Genomic DNA, 19,459 nt, shown 5'->3' with positions numbered 1-19,459 from the left:
AAAAAATATACTCAAAATACTAAGAGTTTATTGATGTATAGCCAAATGAAAAAAGTAACTTTGCAAAAAATAGATGCAGAAAATGTGAGAAAGAAAATTTTTATTGGAGATGATAGTATGGCATTAGTAAAGCACGATTATCCTATTTTGGAATACGATACCGCATCAAAAGCAATCTTTCAGCCGGGAAATGGGAAAAAGCACTTCCCTAAAAAAGCCGTATTTGCATTTTTGGGGGATGAAGTGGAAAAGTATGCACATGCCCACAGTGGAATACAGATAGATGAATTTGAGAGTGCAACAAAATTATATCCCATCTATGAATGCTTTCATAATCAGGAAAGGATATGTTTATGTCCGGCTCCGGTTGGGAGTGCTGCTGCTGTCCAGATTTTAGAGTATTTAATAGCAGGAGGTGTGACAGAAATTATTTCTGTCGGTTCCTGCGGTGTATTGGAAGATATTCCGGAGAACAGATTCTTAATACCCGTTTCTGCATTGAGAGATGAGGGAACTTCTTACCATTATCTTCCGCCATCCAGAGACATAAAGATTTCAACAGCAGGAATAAGTGCAATCAAATTTGCTTTAAATCAAAAGAAAATCCCATATTTGGAAGTCAAGACATGGACAACAGACGGTTTTTATCGAGAAACACTGGAAATGGTGCAATACCGCAAAGAGGAAGGCTGTCAAGTAGTGGAAATGGAATGTTCTGCACTGGCTGCATGTGCAGAATTTAGAGAAGTAATATGGGCTATGTTGCTTTTTACAGCCGACACGCTCTCGAATCCTCATAAATACCAAGAACGGAAGTGGGGAAAAGCAAGTGTATCCACCGCCTTGGAACTGGCATTTGACGCTGTTGTATTAATCAAAGAATAAAGGAAACAAATCTATATGGAAAATACAATGAACAATCGGAATGAAATCCCACAACAAGTGAAGCAAGTCGTTTCCATAGCAGAAACCCTATTGCAGGGGCAGATATTGGGAATGTATTTATATGGCTCTGCGACAATGAATAAATTGCGTCCGGACAGTGACATAGATATATTGATAATAACCAGACAAGAATTGAATCTGTCAACGAAAAAGGAGTTGACCAAGCAATTATTGGAAATTTCCGGCTTCGTAGGTTGCGCCGAAAAAAGACCATTGGAGATAACTGTCATCCATCAAAAAGACATTATTCCGTGGCAGTTTCCGCCCAAATGCGAGTATATGTATGGGGAGTGGCTTCGGAAAGAGATGGAAGCCGGAATGATTCCGCAGGCGTGTTTCGACCCTGATATAGCGATTCTATTATGGCAGGCGAGAAAAAGTAGTATGACGCTGAAGGGCGCAGATTGCAAACAACTTATTCTCCCGATTCCGTTCCGCGAAATACAAAAGGCTATTCAATTTTCTCTACCCGGTTTGATTTCCAATGTTAAGGGAGATGAAAGAAATGTGCTATTGACGCTATCCCGCATGTGGTTTACATTAGAAACCGAAGACGTGACAACGAAAGATGTTGCTGCGGAGTGGGTGATTCCCCAATTGCCGGAAACCTTTTCTTCCCTGTTGAAAACGGCAAAGGAAGCCTATTTGGGAAACCTGTCTGACGAATGGGAAACAATGGAAAATGAAACGCTCGCGCTTACCGGGTTTATGAAAGGTCGGATTGAAGAATTGCTTAAAGCCAAAGGGTAAAGCAAGCAAAAGCAAGAATATCCCTACAATAAATAAACCGTTTGAAATGGTGCTGCCTCTTTTACAATAACCTAAAATCCGCAAGCAATCTCAATGGCAATCTCAATTGCAGTAAAGAGCTTGAACACTATGCATCATGATAGTATGAGCGTGAATTTTGTCCGATTTGTGCATACCTTCCCCTTACCCCACAATGCGACTTGAGGCAATACGCAGATTAAAACCATAAGGAACGGACTTTATCCGAATCCAGTTTTGAAAGGTCTTGCATAAGCCCGGTTTTCAGTATAGATATTCAGCACGTATTGCCTTGCTGTCATGATCCACTTGGCAGGTACGGAGATGAATCTGAAGACAAAAGCCTTTATGCGACTCGTTTCCTTGAGCCCGAAAGCCTTGGTGTCAAGCTTGCTAATGATGGTCTTATAGAAATTGTGTATCAATGCCGTAAGCAGAAGGAATACGGTGTTCTCTGACATGAACGACTTGGGGAGCCTGTTCCAGCCGAATCCGTTGTTCATATCATCGAATATACGCTCTTTGCCCCCACGCTTGTTGTAAAATTCGACGATGTCTCTTGTTGATGAGTCATAATCGTTGGTAAGAATGCATCTGTAGGTGTATTCACCTTCCCACAAGTCAAGCTCTCCATCCATGCGCTTTTGTCTCTGAATGACAAGACGATAGCACTTGCCTTCCCATTTCTCAACAAGAATGGAATTGAGTTCAAACTGGATGCCGTTAATCTCCTCCGTCTTCCATCCTCTCAGAGCAAAGATGTCATTGTAGAGCGAACTGCATCGGTTGGCACGGATGTAGAAATGTTTGCAATGCTTCTCTATCTCACTGACGATTTCCTTCGAGCAGGAACCGCAGTCTGCCCTGAAGCGATTTACACGGATGTTCTGGGATTCCAGAAGAGCGAAGAATCTCTTATGGGTGTCTGCCTGATGAAAACGCACATTCGTGTTACCATCGCTGTTCTCGATATAGACTATCTTGTCACCGATAACATATACGCCAGGCCTGTAGCCGAGGAACTTTTTGTAGGTCGGTTTTGCATCATACTTCTCCGTTTCAAGGAACTGATGGTCAAAGTCAACATCGTATTCCTCAATTTCCTTCAACTCGCCTGTAGAAACCAAAGCGTTTATAAGCAATGTGTTGAGTTTGTCTGCAGTATTGAAATCATAGGTCTTGCCCTTATCGGAAGTATAGGAGATGTTTTCCTGTGTCAGTTCCTTGATGGCTCTGAGGATGGTATCAGAGCTGCATGTACGAAGGGTAGGATGATACGAGAGAGGCGCATCAGTTGTGACGTTACATCTTCCACGCATGAGCCGCCACAGAAATAAACGCTCATAAGCGAACGGATGATTTCGCTGTATTGATAACCATACAGCCTGCATCTCATACCGAGGGTTGAGTCGATTACAGATGAGAGATTGGAGTCAAATAGCTCCATTATTGAAAAAATTCCTCCAAAAGGAGAGAGTTTCTCAGATTTTATTGCTACCTTTACCATGTCTGTCGGGTTTGATACATATTTTGATTTGCAACACTAAGATAGGTGAAAAATCTGACATGGCAAAATCCTGAGCAACTTTTTGTTGCTCAGGAACTTATAAAGAAAGTTAAACTAAAGTGCTGCGGAATTAAGGTTTTATATTATCATCAATAGCAAATAGTTATGAGTCTACAAGTACAAGGCTTGTCGTACATCCATCCCAATAAAGACATACTGTTCCAAAACATTAGCTTCTCTGTAACTTCGGGAGACAAACGCGCCATTATAGGGAATAATGGCATAGGTAAATCGACACTTCTAAAGATATTGGCTGGCAGACTTGCCCCGTCGGCCGGTACAGTGCTGTGCGATGACCGTCTCTATCTCGTTCCTCAGCATTTTGGTCAATACAATGATCAGACAGTGGCAGAAGCATTAGGCCTTTCGAAAAAGCTTCAGGCACTGTCTGCCATCTTGGGCGGACGAGGGACAGAGAATGACTTTGCTGTTCTCAATGACGAATGGGACCTTGAGGAACAGATATTAGCTGCCTTCACTAAATGGGGCATAGACTATATTACTCCGGATATGTCTCTGGCCTCACTTAGCGGAGGGGAGAAGGCCAAGGTGTTTCTTGCAGGAATCGAGATATTCAAGCCTGACATGATCCTGATGGACGAGCCTACCAATCATTTAGACATGAAAGGCCGGGCCCAGCTCTATGACTTTGTCCAGAAGACGAACAGCGCCACAGTCATTGTCAGTCACGATAGGGCTTTGCTGAACCTGATGCCGGGCATCTTTGAGATGTCATCCACTGGCATGCAGTTCTATCCAATGAACTACTCTCAATACAAGGAGACTGTTGATGCAGAGTATGCCGCTAAAGTCGCAAGTCTTCAGAACGAGCAGAAAGAACTGAAGAAAGCTGAGAAATTGGCACAGAAGACCATGGAACGGCAGCAGAAACATGCCTCAAGGGGAGAAAAGCACAGTGCAGGACAGGGTATAGCCCGCATAGCCATGGGGAACAGACGTGACAGCTCGGAAGCAGCAACCTCTCATCTGAACAAAGTTCAGCAGGAGAAACTGCAAAGGATGAGTCAGGAGGTACATGAGATACGGGCATCCATCAGCGATGACAAATCCGTGAAAATCAATATCAGCAATTCTGATATGCATGGAAGCAAACGGCTGATAGAAGCTGATGGCTTAACTTACAGATACGAAGGGCGGAATGTCTTATGGCAGGATGATCCATTGAGTTTTTCAATCTCAAGCGGCGAGCGGATCTGGCTTCAAGGTGATAACGGAAGTGGCAAAACTACATTGCTCAAACTGATTGCAGGTTCCTTACAGCCCACCACTGGAAAGATATGGCGAAGAGGTTCATTGAATATCTTGTATCTCGACCAGGAGTATTCCTGTATTGACAATGACAAGACCGTATATGGTCTGCTGGAAAGCTGCAACAGTAAGAAGCCCGAGCATGAACTGAAAATGCTTCTCAACCGCTTTATGTTTACAGCTCAGACGTGGGATAAGAAATGCGTATGCCTGAGTGGCGGCGAGCGGATGAAACTGGCCTTGTGCTGTCTGCTCATCGCAGAGAAGGCTCCGGATATCATCATCGCTGATGAGCCGACAAACAATATAGACATCTCCTGTATGGATATATTGGCTGACACGTTGAAGAATTATATCGGGACATTGCTCATCGTCAGTCATGATGAACAATTCATTCATGATATTGGCATCAAACGGATAATCAGTATTCATTAAATCTTCTTTATGAACACTAAAGCAACGGCAAGAAAATATTAATTTTAGCTATCATATTTTTCCTTGTCAAATGAATGTTGTAATTTTGACATCGATAAACAAAAGAACTACGAATATGTTGAAAGAAGTTAGCTATAAGGATCTGAAGTTCAATCCGTTCAGACTTATCGGTGATGAATGGATGCTGGTAACCGCCGGGAATGAGAAAGACGGCTGCAACACGATGACAGCCTCATGGGGCGGTATCGGATGCCTGTGGGGTCACAACGATCCGGTGGCGACCATTTACCTTCGCCCGTCGCGATACACGAAGGAGTTTGTTGACAAAGAGGATCATTTCACGCTCTGTGTCATGGATAAGTCGTTCAAGAAGCAGATGGCTTATATAGGCTCTGTGTCGGGCCGTGATGAGGACAAGATAGCAAAGACAGGTCTGACACCAGTCTATGCCAATGGTACTACCTACTTTGAGCAGGCAAAGCTCGTGCTTGTATGTAGGAAAATGTATGCCCAGGAACTCAAGGAAGAGGATTTCTTCTATAAGGAGACTGTGGATCAGAGTTACCCTCAGAGAGATTTTCACACGATGTACATCGGCAAGATAGAGAAGGTGCTTGTCCGCGATGATGAATACCTCGGCTGAGGTCATGAGCTATGAGCAAAAAGACAGAATACAAGCAGAAGAATGAGCGGTTTATGCTTGATCTTCAGAATAAAGAGGGCATTCATAAGTTGCCGAAAGGGATATTGTATGAGGTGGTGGCTGCGGGTAGTGGAAGTCAGCATCCCGGCCCTCGCAGCATTGTGACGTGCAACTATAAGGGTTACCTTATCAACGGGCATGTCTTTGACGACAGTTGGCAGCGTGGTTATCCTGAGGCTTTTCGGGTAAGCGACCTCATTGAGGGCTGGCAGATAGCCTTGCAGGCCATGACTCCTGGGGACAAGTGGAAGATCTACATTCCTTATCAGATGGGTTATGGCATACGGACGGATGGTGACATTCCCGGCTGTTCTACGTTGATATTTGAGATGGAACTAATAAGTATTGCATAATGAAGAAGATAATTGCTCTTTTGCTTGGTTTGCTTGGCCTGACAACCAATGCCAGTGCACAGTCTGACAGTATCAAGACTGTTGATGCTGCTCAGTTCGCAGAATTCATCAAGTCTGACTCCGTATTCCTTGTAGACGTCCGCACGGCTGAGGAGTATGCTGCCGGACATATCCCTAATGCCAAAAACGTTGATGTTCTGAAGTCAGACTTCAAGGATCGAGTAGAAACTTTGTCCAAGAATAAAGAGATTGCAGTCTATTGCCGTTCCGGCAAGCGTAGTCTCATGGCTGCCAACACCCTTGCTAAAATGGGATATAAGGTTATCAACCTCCGTGGCGGATGGAAGGAATGGCAGCAATTCATTCAAAAGAAATGAAGGAGTTCAGCATATATTTGCTCATTGTCAACATCTTTACCTTCATCGTATATGGTGTTGACAAGCTGAAGGCCAAGGAACATTGGTGGCGCATCTCCGAAGCGACACTGCTGTTTCTTGCTGTCGTAGGCGGCAGTGTCGGAGCATGGGTAGGAATGAAGGTGTGGCATCATAAGACGATGCACAAGAAGTTCAAGTATGGAGTGCCTATCATACTCCTCCTGCAGGCGGTACTCTTCTGCTATATCGAATATAAATGCCATTAGGAGGAGGCTGAGGTACAGATCAAAGGGCTGCTTCCGTCTCTCTTACAAAGTCTGCACAGAAGGTGACCTTGCCGTCATACTCCTTTACGAGTGGTATGAACAGCATGCTGCTATGCGACTTTGGGTCAGCTATCAGGTAATGTTCAGGCTTGTCGATACCCTTCAGAGCACTTTTGATTGCCGTACGAGTTTTTGAGATGGCATTATTGAAGAACTGCTGGAATGTCTCATCAGACTTCGATTCAAGCTTAGCGATATCGAAGTTATTATACAGGACGCAGCCCACATTGTAGTAGTTGTCCAAATGATCCTGTCTGACACTGCTCCGGTTGATGCCGTTCTTTGCCATGAGCAGGAGTATATAGAAGATCTTGGCACTGCGTTCCTTGAAGTCTACAACATGACGGCTTCCGTCGCCGTCGACAATAACGACATCATACCTTCCTCTTACACCTCTGCCAATGCTGTTTTTTACAACCTCAATGGTACACAGTGGCTCGGGGCTGGCATCCCGGAGCATGTAGGCGAGCAATGCTTTGTCCTTTTCTTCTGGAGTCATGTTCTTGATGCGGTTAAGTAAGATAGTCTTAGTGTCTGTCATGGTGTCGATCGTTAGTATTACTACCACAACTATAGTGCTATTTATATAATAGCGCGCAAGTTTTATACGTATTATTTCTCAAGACGCTTTATTTTGAGGCCTTACCATTGCTGATAATTCAGAAATTGTGTATCTTTGTAAAAGCATATATAGTATTGATAGGTAGAATTTCATTGAGTTCGGGACATAAATCAGTATGATAAAGAAACGGATAGAACAGCTTCTCGATGCACTGAACAAGGGCATCTATGAGAAGGAAAACGAGTTAGCCTTGTCACTGTTGGCAGCTGTGGCCGGGGAGAGCATCATCCTGCTTGGCCCTCCGGGTGTGGCAAAGAGCATGGTGGCACGAAGGCTGTCGAAAGCTTTTGCCGGTGCCCGCTCTTTTGAGTATCTCATGTCGAGGTTCTCTACGCCCGACGAGATCTTCGGTCCCGTGAGCATCAGTAAACTGAAGGACTCCGACGATTACGAGCGTGTCACCGAAGGCTATCTCCCTACAGCCGATGTCGTCTTTCTCGATGAAATATGGAAAGCCGGACCGGCGATCCAGAACACCTTGCTCACGGTTATCAACGAGAAGGTCTTCCGTAACGGCAACCGACTTGTCAGCCTGCCGCTGAAACTGCTCATTGCAGCCAGCAACGAGCTGCCGGCACAGGGCGAAGGACTGGAGGCGCTTTGGGACCGTCTCATCATCCGCCTGGAAAGCAAGAGCATCAAACAGGACGATAACTTCGACAAGATGCTGCTGGATGATGGCAACGAGGAAATCACTGTCCCTTCTGAGTTACTGATAACCAATGACGAATATACCAACTGGCATAAGAGAATCAGTAAGATTGGCGTGAGTCAGGATGCCCTTCATATCATCCATCAGATCCGCAAGTCACTGCAGTCCGTTGCCATTGATGGTACCGATGAGCGCCGGTCCGTTTATGTCAGTGACCGCCGCTGGAAAAAGATCGTCAACCTGCTTCGTACGTCAGCCTTCCTTCAGGACAGAGAGTCGGTGGAGCCGGAGGATCTTCTGCCGGTTTACAACTGTCTGTGGCAAGAGCCGGAGGAGCGGGATGAGATACGGCGTATCGTCATCCGTGGAACCTTCATGTCCTTCAGTGAGCGCTTGGCGAAAATGAAAAAGGCATTGGGGGGAGATATCAAGATTGCCCGGGCTGCAAGAGCAGCCAACCGCATCTCCAGTCGAAAGATCGAGCGTGATGCGGATAAGAAGCTCTATGATGAGTTCTATTACAAGCTTGTCGGTTACCCGGAGGGTGACTGCTATATCATGGCCTGCGACTATCAGAGTCTGCCACAGCATGGTACGGATGAACTGGATATGGAGGGTATTCTTTATCAGGACAGCAAGCGTAAGAACGTTAATATTCTCCGCACCTATGACGGCTCCTTCGGTGCTCCGCTTGGTAGTGCTCCCGTCATGCTCAACCGTGATGACGACCATGTCTATATTCTCGGTGACTGCTATGCCATTGAGAAGACGAAAGAGATGAAGCTCCCGTTAGGGGCAGAACTGCAGGACATCGGACGCAACTACGAGCAGGAGATAGACGCTCTCGCTGATGACCTGAAGGAAATGGAGAAACGTATCAGCGACAACCTCTTCATTGCCGAGGACGACAAGAAGAGAGTGGGGGAGTACGTAAGGGAAATCTATCGTGATGTAGCATTCACGCGACAGGACACACAGAAGCTCTATGACTGATTTATCTGATCATCTCAAGCTGGAAGACAGTGACATGCTCACTGCCGGAGAGAAGTACTTTGCACGGTTCACGCAGAACTACAGCGGGAACAGCAAGGAACTGTCTTATTACTTCAGCATGCTCAACTATTTTTGTGAGACCGGAGAGATAGCCGGACAGGGAATTGCATGGCCCGAAGATGAGCCGTGGCGCGAGTACAAAGACCCGATGCTGCAGTATCTTGCCAGACTGATGAGTGATCCGGAGGTGAAGGTCCGAGTACTCTCGAGCCAGATGTGTGTCAAGATCTTTTTTACCACAGTAGGACGGTTTATTGTTGATTGCATGCACCACCAGGCGTTTCTCTCACAGACAATGCGTGTCGAGGCAAATAAGATGGGGGAGGTGGAGAATCTGAGTCAGGGAAAACAGGATCATTGGCAGAAATGGATTTCTTCCATCGGTGAGAAACATGAAGACGATGGCTTCGACGGTGAGTTCTACAGGCGTATGTTCAGTGATCAGATAACTCAGGAGAAAAAAGACAAGCTGCTTGACGACTGGGGCAAGAGTATCACCGAGCATCTAAGGCAAGAGGAAGAAAAGCATATTGCCGGACGCGGCACCAATATGAAGCAGAATCTTCAGCGGATGTTCGAAGATGTCCACAAGACGCTGAAAGACGAGAGCGTCAGCGACGAGCAGGCTGTACAGGCATGGAAGATGATGGATGGCAGGTGGTCGGAGTCTGAGTTTATGCGCCGGCTGAGTCTTATCCGTTTGCAGGACCGCTATCCGCAGCTTCATGAGGCTGTGATGAAGTTGGGACGTGTGGCTGACAGCAGCGGCCGCGACCGTCTGGCTGTGAATGAAGGCAGCCGAATGAAGATCAGTCACTCCTCGGGCAGCGACATTGAGGGTATTACTATTGGCAACGACCTGAACAGTCTTTTGCCGATAGAACTCGCCACCTATGCCGACAAGGACATGGAGAATGTATTCTATTATCGCTATACCCGTCACCGTCTTCAGACATTCGACTACAAGTCAAAGATGTCGAAACCGACCCGCAAGCTCAGTTTCCAGTCAGCCCGTCGGTTGGCTGCATTTTTTCTGTGTGCAAGGATGGTCTATTCGCCACCGATGGAGGGGCGGTTAGCACCGCTCGCCTCCAGATAGTCGTTTACTGCGTCACGCATGGTGAACTCTCTCATGCCTGTCTTTGCCCAGTAGATAAGGGCATCAACAGCGGCTTTTCTTGCCTTGCTGTATTCGTTGTCTGTCATGATTCTGATGTTTTGAGTTTTCTAAAAAAGTGTGATGCATATCCAAATGGTGATTTCAACAAAGATGATAGACCAACTTAGGAAAGCCAAGCCGAACATCCAGGCATAGGTGCTACCGTTGAAGTATGCACCCTCCTCGATATTGCGGATTCGTTTAAGCTCTTTCTGCTGGTGAGTGAACAGGTCGTTTATCCGCTTCTCATGCTCGTCAAGGGCTTGCTTGAAAGCAGAAATGGCGGTGTTGTTCCGCTTATCCAACTGGGCAACTCCTTCATCGTTGATGCCGACTTTGAGGTTGCTCTGCTCTGCCTTGACTATGGCATGGCATATACTATCCACGATGTTGTCCGTGCTCCTGTGGGCAGCCATAAGTGCCACTTTCGTTGATTCCAACCTCCGATAGGCATTGCCCAGTTCCTCCTTTGCCTCATAGAGTGCTTTCTTGGCTGATTCAATCTCTTTCAGGGTCACTTTGATTTCTTCCTTGCCACTCTCGATGTTCTCGTCCTCCTGCATCTGATTGTACAGGTTAAGCACATCCTGTGTGGCATCTTTCTTGTTTCTTCCCATACCGTTCTTGTTTGAAAAGTTATCGTTTCATGCCTCTCTTTATCGGCTTGCAGAGTGTGTTTGCTTGCATTGCGCAACGTCTTGCCCATTCACGGTCATCATCGTCCTTATCACGTCCCCAGCCACTGCCAGGACTGCCACCGCCACCACATGACTCAGACATCGATGTGGCAGCATCAAGGTAGTTCATGAAGAGCAGCATGGCTACATTCAGAATGTCAGTGTGGCTTGCGGATCCATTCTCGGGAACTTCGATACAACTGTTCATCGTGTCGTAAGCAGTTCTCGGCATGACTATGCTGAAACGCTCACCATCGACTTCAATAATCTTTCTCAATCCGGCAGGAAGGTCAGGTTTGGCAACATTGCTTGTACGAGACAGACCACCTTGCGATGCCGTATTTCTGCTGTCCAATGTGGTAGCGTTTGAAACAGAAGGAGAAGGTCTTTGACCAACTGCAACAGGTGTTGGCTGAGGGTGCAGCTTGCGGAAGGTATTCCCGATTTTCGATGCGGTGAGATTCCTTCCTACACCCAGTTCGGAAGCCTTGATGGTAGTTTTTCCGAACTTGAAGCGGTAGCCATGCACCCTGCCTTGACCATTCTTGTCACGGATAAGCTCGATGTCATATCCCTTTGCCCTCAATCGGTCGGCATATTCATCCCAATCAAAGAACGGCATTGAACGCAGCACATCCATACAGGCTTTGGTCACCTCTGCAATGCGTTCCTGACGAATATCCATGGCATCCTTCCAACCATGACGCTGATTGATGGCTTTCGCAGCCATCACGGCACGCTCACCGATGAACTTCACATCATTGAGATTACCGTCCATGTCGATGCGGTTCACCACCAGATGCAGGTGGGGAATGCCACTCTTGGAGTCACGGTGAAGGGCGGCAAAATATTGTGAGTTGGCTATGTTGGTCGGCTTGACCGAAGTTGCAGCCTTGCCTTTCTTCTTGCCGATGTGGTTCACCTTGGAGATACCATCCATCTCACGAATGAACTCGTCAAGGAATCTTCTCCAGTCCTCCATAGTCCAGTTACGTGCCTCCTCCTCAGATGGGGAAAGCTCAAAGCGGATGGACGTCAGTTCGATGGGCTTCTTGGCATACCTCTGCTTGAACATGGACTGATGCAGCACCATCTCGTCCCACATGCCCATCGGCGGCAGACCCTCGCTGAGATGGTTGGTCTTGACGATGTCCGCGCGATTGTTTTTGGTTGCGTAATTGGTCATTGCCTGACCATGCTGAATTGCTGACGCTTTTGCTATCATAACATATCCAAGAATTTGTCTCTAATGCGGCTCAATTCCTCTATCAGGGTGTTGATGCCTTGAAGCCAACGTTCCATGAAGTCGGCTCTCTTGAAGAGTTTTAGTCTCTCGGTCTGTGGCAGGGCATGAAGCGCATTGCGCACATAAACCAGTTCAGACCTTGCCCCGATTAAGCCCTTCAAGGCTTCCTCCTGCTCTGCGGTCATGGGTAGGGATGGCTTGTGTCCGATGCCTAAGTCATGAAGATATGTGCTCTTGCTCCTGCCTGACAGTCGGGCATTATGTACTACCAAGTCGTAGTGTTCTTCTGTGAAACGAACGTCAATGTGTCTGGTCTTCGGAGGTCTCTTCTTTGAGGTTTTCTCCGTGTTGTTATTCTTGTCTTTTGTCATTGTAGATGGGGTTTATAAAGTTTATACTTGATATAACAGGACAGCCAATGTGAGCCTGCGAACATTCAAGAATGCCAGTAGGAAGCGGTGGGCGAAGCGAAACCGTCTGACACTGGTACTTCTTGTTTAGACCTCCGAAAAAAAACTACGGCTAATAGAGGTAGCGGCTTCTGGATAGCTTGCCTGTCGGGAACGTCAATAGTCGAAATAAGGGAAAAGTAGAGATGACATCATGAGTGACTTGGGGTGATATGCGCGCCATGTCTCTCCGTGTGATCCTCGCATCGTCCTTCATGGGGCGGTGGCTGCAAGAGGTTGCCCTCGTCATCATAGACAGGAGACGGCAGCAACTCAATGGGTGATGCCCCTTCTCCTTGATTGCAGTCATCTTCTGACGGCTGTCCAACCTCATACTCAAAATGGTCATCACCTTCCTTTTCCCTTTGTTTGAAGTCTTGTGGTATCGGAGAAGGATCTGAAAGTCCATCCCCGATAACATGAGAATTAACGAAAGGGGAAGAGGTATTATAAGAGGCAGGAACATGGGGCTGCAGAATGTCAGTAGTGGCAGGATTGACGCTGCTGTCTTTCTGCTGACCTATGCCATTGGAAAGATTGCCTTCCGAAGAGCAAGCGGTATCGGATGGGACATTGGACACCGATTCCTCTTGGGTGGCGGAAGTCACGGATTGACGGTTGTAGAAGGGGTTCTTGATGGCTTCCTTGATGCCGTCAACGTACCAGAAGGCGATGCATAGTATCGTATGTATGGAGGTGCGGTTGTTCCTCTCGGTTGAGAGGATGCCCACCTGATTGAACAGTTCCACCACCTTTGCCGCTGTCTTGCGGTCACACTTCCAAAGGGCAGACAGCTCAACGGTAGAGATGGCAAACTGCCCGATGGAGAGAGAAGCGGAGAAGCCTGTCTTCAGATAAACACTTGGCTTGGTGGATGCCATTGATACAAAAGTGCCGAAGGCGGTCATGCGGTGGAAGCCCTGCCTGTCATCCTTCAAGAAATCGAGCTGTTCCTTGGTCAGCAGGATTCCGTATTTTATGCTTTGGTTACTCATCTTGAAAAACTGATTATTAGTGAAACGGATTACTCAGCAAAGAAAGAATGAATAGTTTCTCTTTCCCCTTTCGTAAAAAGTAGATTACATGATTCTCTTATCCGTCATGCCATTCTTCCCCATCAGGATTTTTCTCGCCCTTGACCCTCTTCATGGAGGCAGGCTTGTTCTTCTTGCTTTTCTGCAACATTGCCAGATGAGCCTCGAAGTCTGCCTGTTCCTCCTGGGTCGATTCGTAAGGCTTGTCCCATGAGCCACCTGCCTCAATCCATTTTATCAGCTGGTCTTTGAAGAAGTAGAGCGTGTTCCCTCTCTTGTAGAAAGGAATGCGCCTTTCAGATGTGTAAGCATAAAGCGATGAGACTTTCTTTCGGACGAAGGCACTTGCCTCTCTGATGTCCATAAGAACATGGTCATTCTCGCTCGGAGCATTGCCTATTCTCTGACCAATGTCATCAAGACGAGTCATCATCGTATTGACCTTTGTCAGAAGTTCGCCAACTGCACTGGGCAGTTGGTCGAACGATAATGATTTGTTTTCTTCCATTTGTTATCCTGATTATGTTTTTCACTTATGTCTGGTCACTCTCTTCCTTTGTTGGTATTTTGAGCGAGATACGTTCTGCCGCATCACGTTTGAGTTCGTCCACCACATCGGCATACACCTGAGTAGTGGCAAGATTGCTATGGGTAAGCAGCTTGCTCACGGTGTAGATGTCCGTTCCCTCTGCCAACTGCAAGGTGGCAAAGGTATGACGGAAGCAGTGGAAGGTGATGTGTTTCTCGATGCCGGAAGCCTTTATCCACGGTTTGAGATACAATGCCACTGTACTGTTCGTGAGATTCTTGAACACCTGTCCAGTGCTTCGCTCGCCACAGAGCTGCAAAGCCTCTTCGCTGATAGGCAGGATTGCAGCGGTGGAAGTCTTCTTTGTGATAATGTCCATTCCCCAGCCGCCATCAGCCAACTTGACGATATTCTCCCACTGGAGTCTGATGCAGTCAGAAAGGCGAAGACCTGTAAGGCAGGAGAAGAGACCTGCACGGCGAAGGACATCACTCTTGCAAGGAGTCTGAGACAACTGCAACAACTCTTCCTTGGTGAGGAACTGCCGCTTGTTGCCATGAGCCTTGGCACGCACAAGTTTCTTGGCGATATTCTCTTTGAGCAGTCCGTCCTCGTATGCGATGGCAAGGATGCACTTCAACTTGGTAAGGTTGTTGTTGGCTGTTGTTCCCATCATGCGCTTGCCGTTGTGCATACAGGCATCCGACAACAGGTAGTCGAGGAATCCCTGGCAGTACGGAACGGTAAGGTCGCAGAAGCGGCACTCGCCATGCGTGTAATTGTGGAAGTGCATGTAGGCGGTTGCCCAGTTCTGGCTGCTGCCACGCTCAATCATGAGGTTCTTGAAATATTCCAAGAAGCTCTCCTTGCCCTTGTTGCGGTCGAGGAAGCCATACTCCTCATTGATGATGGACTCAGTCCTGCGGCACTTGATGATTTCCGCTTTCTGAATCATACTTTTGTTGTACTCCTGCTGAAAGCGTTCAACAGGGTTGGTGTAGATGTAAAGACCAAGGTACTCCCTGCGTGAGAGCTTGCCTGTCTTCGGGTTGCGGATTGGAGGATAGAAATCCAGATAGAGGGAAGTCTGTCCGTTCTTGATAGGTCGTTTCCGCACGGTGACCTTTGTACAAATGTTCGTCATATTGTTATTCTTTTATTATTCTTACCGATGTGTATCTGTGGATGCGAATAGCCATGGTCGCAACGCTTTAACTCTCAAATCCGATGCAAAGTTAGATTGCCGTGAAAAGAGAAAAGCAAAGATGGCTTCAAATACAGCCAGAATTTAACCTGAATTTGCTTTTGAGTATGTTTTACGCTCAAAATCAGACTAAAAGCAGGTATTGGATGCGTTTTTTGTCTTATATCCGTTACTCTGCGTTGTGGGTTTGTTTCGACCGACATGGATGGGTGCTGCATAGCAATTGCAACGGCATGGGTCGTATATGAGTTTGTTTGAACCATCTCTTGACTTGTGTCTCACTTCCGTTTTGCCTTGGTCGTAGTACTGCTTTTCTCTGCCTTCTTGCGTGCAGCCTCCCAGTCTGCTTTCAGATAGTAGTTGGCTCTTCCGCCTTTGAACTTTCGGATTCTCACTCCATGGGTCTCCGCAAATCTGCGTACCTGTGTCTTGCCTAATCCGTAGAGTTTCATGATGTCGAAGCAGGTGTACCAGTCATCGGAAATGTTCTTACCCTGTTCTTCATTATAAAGCCCGATAACCCTTTCCACGTCTTCTTTCTTGAAGCAGGTCGTTCCCCATGCGTGAACTGACTGGAGTTGGTAACGATTGCGGACTTCATAGAATCTTCCATACTTGATATTAAAGGTGCTCAACACCTCTGCCATTGTGTAATGGGTGTCGTGGGTTACTCCATCAGGTGCTCTTTCACCAGCCCTGGGAGTCTTGCGACACTTTGCCAACTTGTTGACTGAGCCAGTCTCGGCATCTTTTAGCCTCTGTGCTTTCTTGGACGTTGCTCCTTCTAACGATAGGGAAGAAGGGAGAACCACCTGATAACCTTGTCCCTTGGCTATTTCAAGAAGGTCTTGCAAATAGATCCTGGTCATGCGTGTACCGAAATTTACGGCTCTTAGCCTGCCTTGACGAATAAGACTGCGTACTGTCTTGACGCTGATGCTTACTGCCTGCGCTGTTTCCTCTACGGACATCAGCACGATTGGAATGCGAGTTGTAGTATTCATTTTTACCGTTATTTTTGAATTTTGCAGTGACTCATGGGGGATGGTCCTTGACGGAAACTTTTAAGAGGAAACAAGGGGAAATAAGAGGAAATAAGAACCCTCATTAAGAACCGTGTGTCCCTCTGCCCATGGTACAACCGTGGTACAAAATTACTATAAACGGATGAAACTCGCAATAGGCGGTTGGAGCGTTATGTTAATGAATATGTATTGAAAATGAGCTATTTATGACGTTTCTCTAAGTTTTGTTTGGAGTTCTTTTCGATGCGTTTTAGTCCATATGACATGCATGTGGAAAGACTTGCCGCTACCACTTGGACCCAAACAAAAGAAGTTTGAGTTGTCCGTGATCTTGTTCTTGCCTTCCTTGCCGCTGATGTCAATGGCAACAGGAACACCTTGTCGGTCTGTATAGTAGATTTTCAATGGGGTCTCCTCGCTATGCTGTATGTGCTCCTTATACATGAGACAGGCAGCAGCGTCACTCAACGTGAGGAAGCGGTCGTAGTCGGGATTCATGCCGTAGCAGTTGCCGGGGAAGGAGTTGACGAACAGCTCCAACTGGTTGTAGGCACGCTTGCTGATATGGATGCCCAAACGACCGAAGGAGTTTTCCAGATGGTTGGTGCATTTCTGTATGTCGGCATCAATGGGAACACCCACAACAAGGTTGAAATGGGCATAGACCAGCTGCTTGTTCTCTCTGGCAATGACTTCCTGCACTTTCTTGATGTCCTCCACAGCAATGAGGTTGCTGGGGTTGGGCATACTGGCATGGCGGTTCTTCTTCTTGTCGAGAAGGGAGAGCTCTCGCTTCTGGTTCGGTATGAAGAACATCTGGTTATACACCACGACATCGGCTGACGGGATGCTGTCAACCAAGGATACCATGTCAACAGGCATGGCGACATTGTTCACCTCGATATTGGTGAAGGGACGGACGATGGAAGGGGTGTTGATGCAATCGACATCGACAAGGCTATATACCTTACAACGCTTGTCGCCCATGCAGATGGACTCTTCATCTACCTTGAAGTTGGTCATGGAGATTATCTTGTCCTTGAAGTTCATCGCGAAATAACGGTCAACATAGTCGCGGGCTGTGGTGCCGTCAAGATAGGTCGCCGATACTCCCGAATCCTTCAACTGGTCTTTCACTTTGCGTATCTTCACGACAAAGTCACGCCATTTCTTGCTGTCAAAAGAGAAGATGCGACTCTTCTTGTTCTCCTGAGTAATGATAAGGTAGGTCTGACTGTCGGTATAGGGACGGCCTGTGAAATACTTGAAATAAGACTCTGACAGAAACTCATGATTATCGTTACTCTCATCATGGAAATGCTTGCGGACAAACACATCCTGTTTATGGATGGCATAGCCTTCTCCAAGGGTCTGGGCAAGGGAGGTCATCAGATGGTTGAACTCATAATAGCTGTCGATGTTGGCAGAATACTTCTGGACGGGGTTCTCCATCTTCAGGATGGCAGAATACTCACCGGTCTTGGTATAGAGCACACCGATGCCATCCACGTCCTCGATGGAGAAGTAGATGTCCTGGAATATCTTCTTGCGCTTGCCGCCTGTACCAAAGGCTGATACGGAAATTGCCATACCAATAAGGATAGCCACGAATGTTATGATAACGTATAGAATCATTCTTGTTCTGGGTTTACATTAACTTGATATGAAGATAGGCCCATCCTGACGAAAGGGTGAGCCTATCGGTTACACTATTCAGATTTCAACACACTTGCTCATTTGTTTACGTTTGAATTGAGTTTAATCACATTCTATGCGAACAAGCATAGATGAACACACCATGATCCTCCTTCTTGGTATGCAACCCCTTCTTCTGCTTGAAGAAGATAAGGGCTGCACCAGTACAGAGAGAAACGGCAAGGACGAGGAGACCCGCCACAAAGCCAAGGATGCAGTAGGTGATGATGAAGCCAAGAATGGCTCCACCAACGGCACAGGCTGCCCAGGTGATGTAGCGACCTTGAAACCCCATAAATTCAAGGGGCTTTTGCAGTCCCTTGAACATGGGATAACAGACGTACTGAGTATCGTTGTTTATTGCTGACATGATGTATCTCTATTGCTTGAACGATAGGTTAGATACCGAAGAACAGAGGCAGAGCCTGGGCTGCTGCGACAAGGAAGATACATGCGCCAACGACCATCATTATCTTCTTCTTGAGAATCTGCTTCCGAATTGTAAAGTGCTGAATATCAACACTCCCAAAAAGCAAAAAGTACCAAAAGAAACAAACTGGAAACAAAAATTTCAAAAACCCCAAAATGAAAACATCTGCTTAACATATCTTAACACGGAAATGAACGGAAATTTTCATTTTCTATCATTTTGTGCTGCGTTCCTGAAGGTGCAAAATCAGGTATTGTGAACCTTATTGTCGTTTCAGCAATCAGGTTGAAAAAATGGCTTTAGTTGGAAAAATGTGCACGAAAAGTGGGCTTTTCAGGTGGCATTTTATAGTATTTTCTGCGAAAATACAGTTGTATGTTTAACTTTCTACGTATAAGTCTCTTTAGTCTCACGGAATTTTATTAACTTTGCACCAAAGTTTATTTTAATTGCAATTTTATGGTCACTTATTTTGATGCATGTGAGATTCTTGAAATGCTGTCTGAAGCATCTGTAAAGGTGTTTCTGGACGGCGGTTGGGGTGTCGATGCACTTATAGGCAGAGAAACAAGAATACATAACGACATCGATCTGTTCGTAGAGAAGAAAGACTATGGTAAGGCCATATCCGTGATTACCTGGAAGGGATACAGAGAAGTTGTAATGGACTATACGACCGATAGCCATACTGTCTGGAAAGATGACAACGGAAGAATAATCGATCTGCATTGTTTCGAATATGTCGAAGATGGAATTCTATATGACGGATACACTTTCCCAAGCGAAACTTTCTCAGGTAAAGGAAATATCGGGAATCACTAGTGTCCACTAAATAAATTTAAGACTTAATTCTCTTACAGTTTGTAACTTCTCGGCAGGTTCGCTTTTGCCGAGCAAATCTACGAGAGGGGTTCTGTCCAACAATGAGACAGATAAAATTC

General features: G+C 46.4%; 20 protein-coding genes and 3 pseudogenes. 10 read left to right on the top strand and 13 right to left on the bottom strand.

Going from position 1 to position 19,459, the window contains the following annotated elements:
• The first annotated feature begins 45 nt into the window (after positions 1-45).
• Both CIK96_RS05605 and ant(9) read left to right on the top strand, forming a co-directional pair.
• A complete protein-coding gene (locus CIK96_RS05605; RefSeq protein WP_229032463.1) occupies positions 46-885 on the top strand; it encodes a nucleoside phosphorylase in 840 nt (279 codons plus the stop codon).
• 27 nt (positions 886-912) lie between these two features.
• Positions 913-1,695 (top strand): aminoglycoside nucleotidyltransferase ANT(9), encoded by a 783-nt coding sequence (gene ant(9) / locus CIK96_RS05600; protein WP_197065809.1) that lies wholly within the window; start codon positions 913-915, stop codon positions 1,693-1,695.
• Between the two features lie 239 nt (positions 1,696-1,934).
• Here the strand turns inward: ant(9) and CIK96_RS05595 are convergent.
• Positions 1,935-3,220 (bottom strand): annotated as a pseudogene (locus CIK96_RS05595) (IS1380 family transposase).
• Positions 3,221-3,385: 165 nt separating this feature from the next.
• Between CIK96_RS05595 and CIK96_RS05590 the strand changes: the two are divergent.
• The 5 genes from CIK96_RS05590 (at position 3,386) to CIK96_RS05570 (ending at position 6,683) form a co-directional block, all read left to right on the top strand.
• A complete protein-coding gene (locus CIK96_RS05590) occupies positions 3,386-4,984 on the top strand; it encodes an ABC-F family ATP-binding cassette domain-containing protein (RefSeq protein WP_094388430.1) in 1,599 nt (532 codons plus the stop codon).
• A gap of 118 nt (positions 4,985-5,102) precedes the next feature.
• Entirely contained in the window at positions 5,103-5,627 is a 525-nt protein-coding gene (locus CIK96_RS05585; protein ID WP_094388448.1) for a flavin reductase family protein, read from the top strand.
• Positions 5,628-5,638: 11 nt separating this feature from the next.
• Positions 5,639-6,040 (top strand): FKBP-type peptidyl-prolyl cis-trans isomerase, encoded by a 402-nt coding sequence (locus tag CIK96_RS05580; RefSeq protein ID WP_094388429.1) that lies wholly within the window; start codon positions 5,639-5,641, stop codon positions 6,038-6,040.
• On the top strand, positions 6,040-6,417 hold the full coding sequence (locus CIK96_RS05575) for a rhodanese-like domain-containing protein (RefSeq protein ID WP_094388428.1): 378 nt from the start codon (positions 6,040-6,042) through the stop codon (positions 6,415-6,417). The genes CIK96_RS05580 and CIK96_RS05575 overlap by 1 nt, the downstream gene beginning before the upstream one ends.
• Positions 6,414-6,683, top strand: coding sequence for a DUF1294 domain-containing protein (locus tag CIK96_RS05570; protein ID WP_094388427.1), 270 nt, complete (start codon positions 6,414-6,416; stop codon positions 6,681-6,683). The genes CIK96_RS05575 and CIK96_RS05570 overlap by 4 nt, the downstream gene beginning before the upstream one ends.
• 19 nt (positions 6,684-6,702) lie before the next feature.
• Here CIK96_RS05570 and CIK96_RS05565 read toward each other — a convergent pair whose 3' ends face one another.
• A complete protein-coding gene (locus CIK96_RS05565; RefSeq protein WP_094388426.1) occupies positions 6,703-7,284 on the bottom strand; it encodes a hypothetical protein in 582 nt (193 codons plus the stop codon).
• A gap of 196 nt (positions 7,285-7,480) precedes the next feature.
• Here CIK96_RS05565 and CIK96_RS05560 point away from each other — a divergent pair, with 196 nt between their 5' ends.
• The gene (locus CIK96_RS05560; RefSeq protein WP_094390305.1) at positions 7,481-9,010 is read left to right on the top strand and encodes an AAA family ATPase; all 1,530 of its coding nucleotides are present in this window, start codon (positions 7,481-7,483) and stop codon (positions 9,008-9,010) included.
• Positions 9,003-10,169, top strand: a complete 1,167-nt coding sequence (locus tag CIK96_RS05555) for a hypothetical protein (RefSeq protein WP_094388424.1) — start codon at positions 9,003-9,005, stop codon at positions 10,167-10,169. Before CIK96_RS05560 ends, CIK96_RS05555 begins: the two co-directional genes overlap by 8 nt.
• Here the strand turns inward: CIK96_RS05555 and CIK96_RS13210 are convergent.
• The 11 genes and pseudogenes from CIK96_RS13210 to CIK96_RS05505 all read right to left on the bottom strand — a co-directional run.
• The gene (locus tag CIK96_RS13210) at positions 10,121-10,276 is read right to left on the bottom strand and encodes a hypothetical protein (protein ID WP_153093198.1); all 156 of its coding nucleotides are present in this window, start codon (positions 10,274-10,276) and stop codon (positions 10,121-10,123) included. The two genes, CIK96_RS05555 and CIK96_RS13210, sit on opposite strands and share 49 nt — an antisense overlap.
• Before the next feature lie 21 nt (positions 10,277-10,297).
• The gene (locus CIK96_RS05550; protein WP_048317548.1) at positions 10,298-10,846 is read right to left on the bottom strand and encodes a hypothetical protein; all 549 of its coding nucleotides are present in this window, start codon (positions 10,844-10,846) and stop codon (positions 10,298-10,300) included.
• Between the two features lie 19 nt (positions 10,847-10,865).
• A complete protein-coding gene (locus CIK96_RS05545) occupies positions 10,866-12,131 on the bottom strand; it encodes a relaxase/mobilization nuclease domain-containing protein (RefSeq protein ID WP_048317550.1) in 1,266 nt (421 codons plus the stop codon).
• Positions 12,128-12,523, bottom strand: a complete 396-nt coding sequence (locus CIK96_RS05540; protein WP_049129886.1) for a hypothetical protein — start codon at positions 12,521-12,523, stop codon at positions 12,128-12,130. Before CIK96_RS05540 ends, CIK96_RS05545 begins: the two co-directional genes overlap by 4 nt.
• A 230-nt stretch (positions 12,524-12,753) precedes the next feature.
• A complete protein-coding gene (locus CIK96_RS05535; RefSeq protein WP_048317554.1) occupies positions 12,754-13,596 on the bottom strand; it encodes a hypothetical protein in 843 nt (280 codons plus the stop codon).
• Between the two features lie 97 nt (positions 13,597-13,693).
• Positions 13,694-14,143 carry a helix-turn-helix domain-containing protein gene (locus CIK96_RS05530; RefSeq protein ID WP_048317556.1) on the bottom strand — a complete coding sequence of 150 codons (450 nt, stop codon included), beginning with the start codon at positions 14,141-14,143 and terminating at the stop codon, positions 13,694-13,696.
• 25 nt (positions 14,144-14,168) lie between these two features.
• Entirely contained in the window at positions 14,169-15,308 is a 1,140-nt protein-coding gene (locus tag CIK96_RS05525; protein WP_048317558.1) for a site-specific integrase, read from the bottom strand.
• Between the two features lie 338 nt (positions 15,309-15,646).
• The gene (locus tag CIK96_RS05520; protein ID WP_048317560.1) at positions 15,647-16,372 is read right to left on the bottom strand and encodes a helix-turn-helix domain-containing protein; all 726 of its coding nucleotides are present in this window, start codon (positions 16,370-16,372) and stop codon (positions 15,647-15,649) included.
• 258 nt (positions 16,373-16,630) lie between these two features.
• Positions 16,631-18,028, bottom strand: a pseudogene (locus CIK96_RS05515) (conjugal transfer protein TraG); the annotation flags it as partial.
• Between the two features lie 127 nt (positions 18,029-18,155).
• On the bottom strand, positions 18,156-18,458 hold the full coding sequence (locus tag CIK96_RS05510; protein WP_081688085.1) for a DUF4133 domain-containing protein: 303 nt from the start codon (positions 18,456-18,458) through the stop codon (positions 18,156-18,158).
• Positions 18,459-18,486: 28 nt separating this feature from the next.
• Positions 18,487-18,582 (bottom strand): annotated as a pseudogene (locus tag CIK96_RS05505) (DUF4134 family protein); the annotation flags it as partial.
• Positions 18,583-18,977: 395 nt separating this feature from the next.
• On the opposite strand from CIK96_RS05505, the gene CIK96_RS05500 reads away from it, so the two are divergent.
• Positions 18,978-19,340, top strand: coding sequence for a nucleotidyltransferase family protein (locus tag CIK96_RS05500; RefSeq protein WP_254047083.1), 363 nt, complete (start codon positions 18,978-18,980; stop codon positions 19,338-19,340).
• Positions 19,341-19,459 lie beyond the last annotated feature (119 nt).

This window comes from Prevotella sp. P4-98 (assembly GCF_002251405.1).
Lineage (GTDB): Bacteria > Bacteroidota > Bacteroidia > Bacteroidales > Bacteroidaceae > Prevotella.
Note: the sequence above shows the minus strand (reverse complement) of the source record. Positions and strands in the feature narration are given on the sequence as shown.

Excerpts from the sequence above, each read along its gene's own strand:
- CIK96_RS05500 (WP_254047083.1), top strand. The coding sequence starts at position 18,978 with ATGGTCACTTATTTTGATGCATGTGAGATTCTTGAAATGCTGTCTGAA.
- CIK96_RS05545 (WP_048317550.1), bottom strand. The coding sequence starts at position 12,131 with ATGATAGCAAAAGCGTCAGCAATTCAGCATGGTCAGGCAATGACCAAT.
- CIK96_RS05560 (WP_094390305.1), top strand. The coding sequence starts at position 7,481 with ATGATAAAGAAACGGATAGAACAGCTTCTCGATGCACTGAACAAGGGC.
- CIK96_RS05510 (WP_081688085.1), bottom strand. The coding sequence starts at position 18,458 with ATGTCAGCAATAAACAACGATACTCAGTACGTCTGTTATCCCATGTTC.
- CIK96_RS05565 (WP_094388426.1), bottom strand. The coding sequence starts at position 7,284 with ATGACAGACACTAAGACTATCTTACTTAACCGCATCAAGAACATGACT.
- CIK96_RS13210 (WP_153093198.1), bottom strand. The coding sequence starts at position 10,276 with ATGACAGACAACGAATACAGCAAGGCAAGAAAAGCCGCTGTTGATGCC.
- CIK96_RS05525 (WP_048317558.1), bottom strand. The coding sequence starts at position 15,308 with ATGACGAACATTTGTACAAAGGTCACCGTGCGGAAACGACCTATCAAG.
- CIK96_RS05540 (WP_049129886.1), bottom strand. The coding sequence starts at position 12,523 with ATGACAAAAGACAAGAATAACAACACGGAGAAAACCTCAAAGAAGAGA.
- CIK96_RS05605 (WP_229032463.1), top strand. The coding sequence starts at position 46 with ATGAAAAAAGTAACTTTGCAAAAAATAGATGCAGAAAATGTGAGAAAG.
- CIK96_RS05530 (WP_048317556.1), bottom strand. The coding sequence starts at position 14,143 with ATGGAAGAAAACAAATCATTATCGTTCGACCAACTGCCCAGTGCAGTT.
- CIK96_RS05570 (WP_094388427.1), top strand. The coding sequence starts at position 6,414 with ATGAAGGAGTTCAGCATATATTTGCTCATTGTCAACATCTTTACCTTC.
- CIK96_RS05550 (WP_048317548.1), bottom strand. The coding sequence starts at position 10,846 with ATGGGAAGAAACAAGAAAGATGCCACACAGGATGTGCTTAACCTGTAC.
- CIK96_RS05575 (WP_094388428.1), top strand. The coding sequence starts at position 6,040 with ATGAAGAAGATAATTGCTCTTTTGCTTGGTTTGCTTGGCCTGACAACC.
- CIK96_RS05535 (WP_048317554.1), bottom strand. The coding sequence starts at position 13,596 with ATGAGTAACCAAAGCATAAAATACGGAATCCTGCTGACCAAGGAACAG.
- CIK96_RS05580 (WP_094388429.1), top strand. The coding sequence starts at position 5,639 with ATGAGCAAAAAGACAGAATACAAGCAGAAGAATGAGCGGTTTATGCTT.
- CIK96_RS05555 (WP_094388424.1), top strand. The coding sequence starts at position 9,003 with ATGACTGATTTATCTGATCATCTCAAGCTGGAAGACAGTGACATGCTC.
- CIK96_RS05590 (WP_094388430.1), top strand. The coding sequence starts at position 3,386 with ATGAGTCTACAAGTACAAGGCTTGTCGTACATCCATCCCAATAAAGAC.
- CIK96_RS05520 (WP_048317560.1), bottom strand. The coding sequence starts at position 16,372 with ATGAATACTACAACTCGCATTCCAATCGTGCTGATGTCCGTAGAGGAA.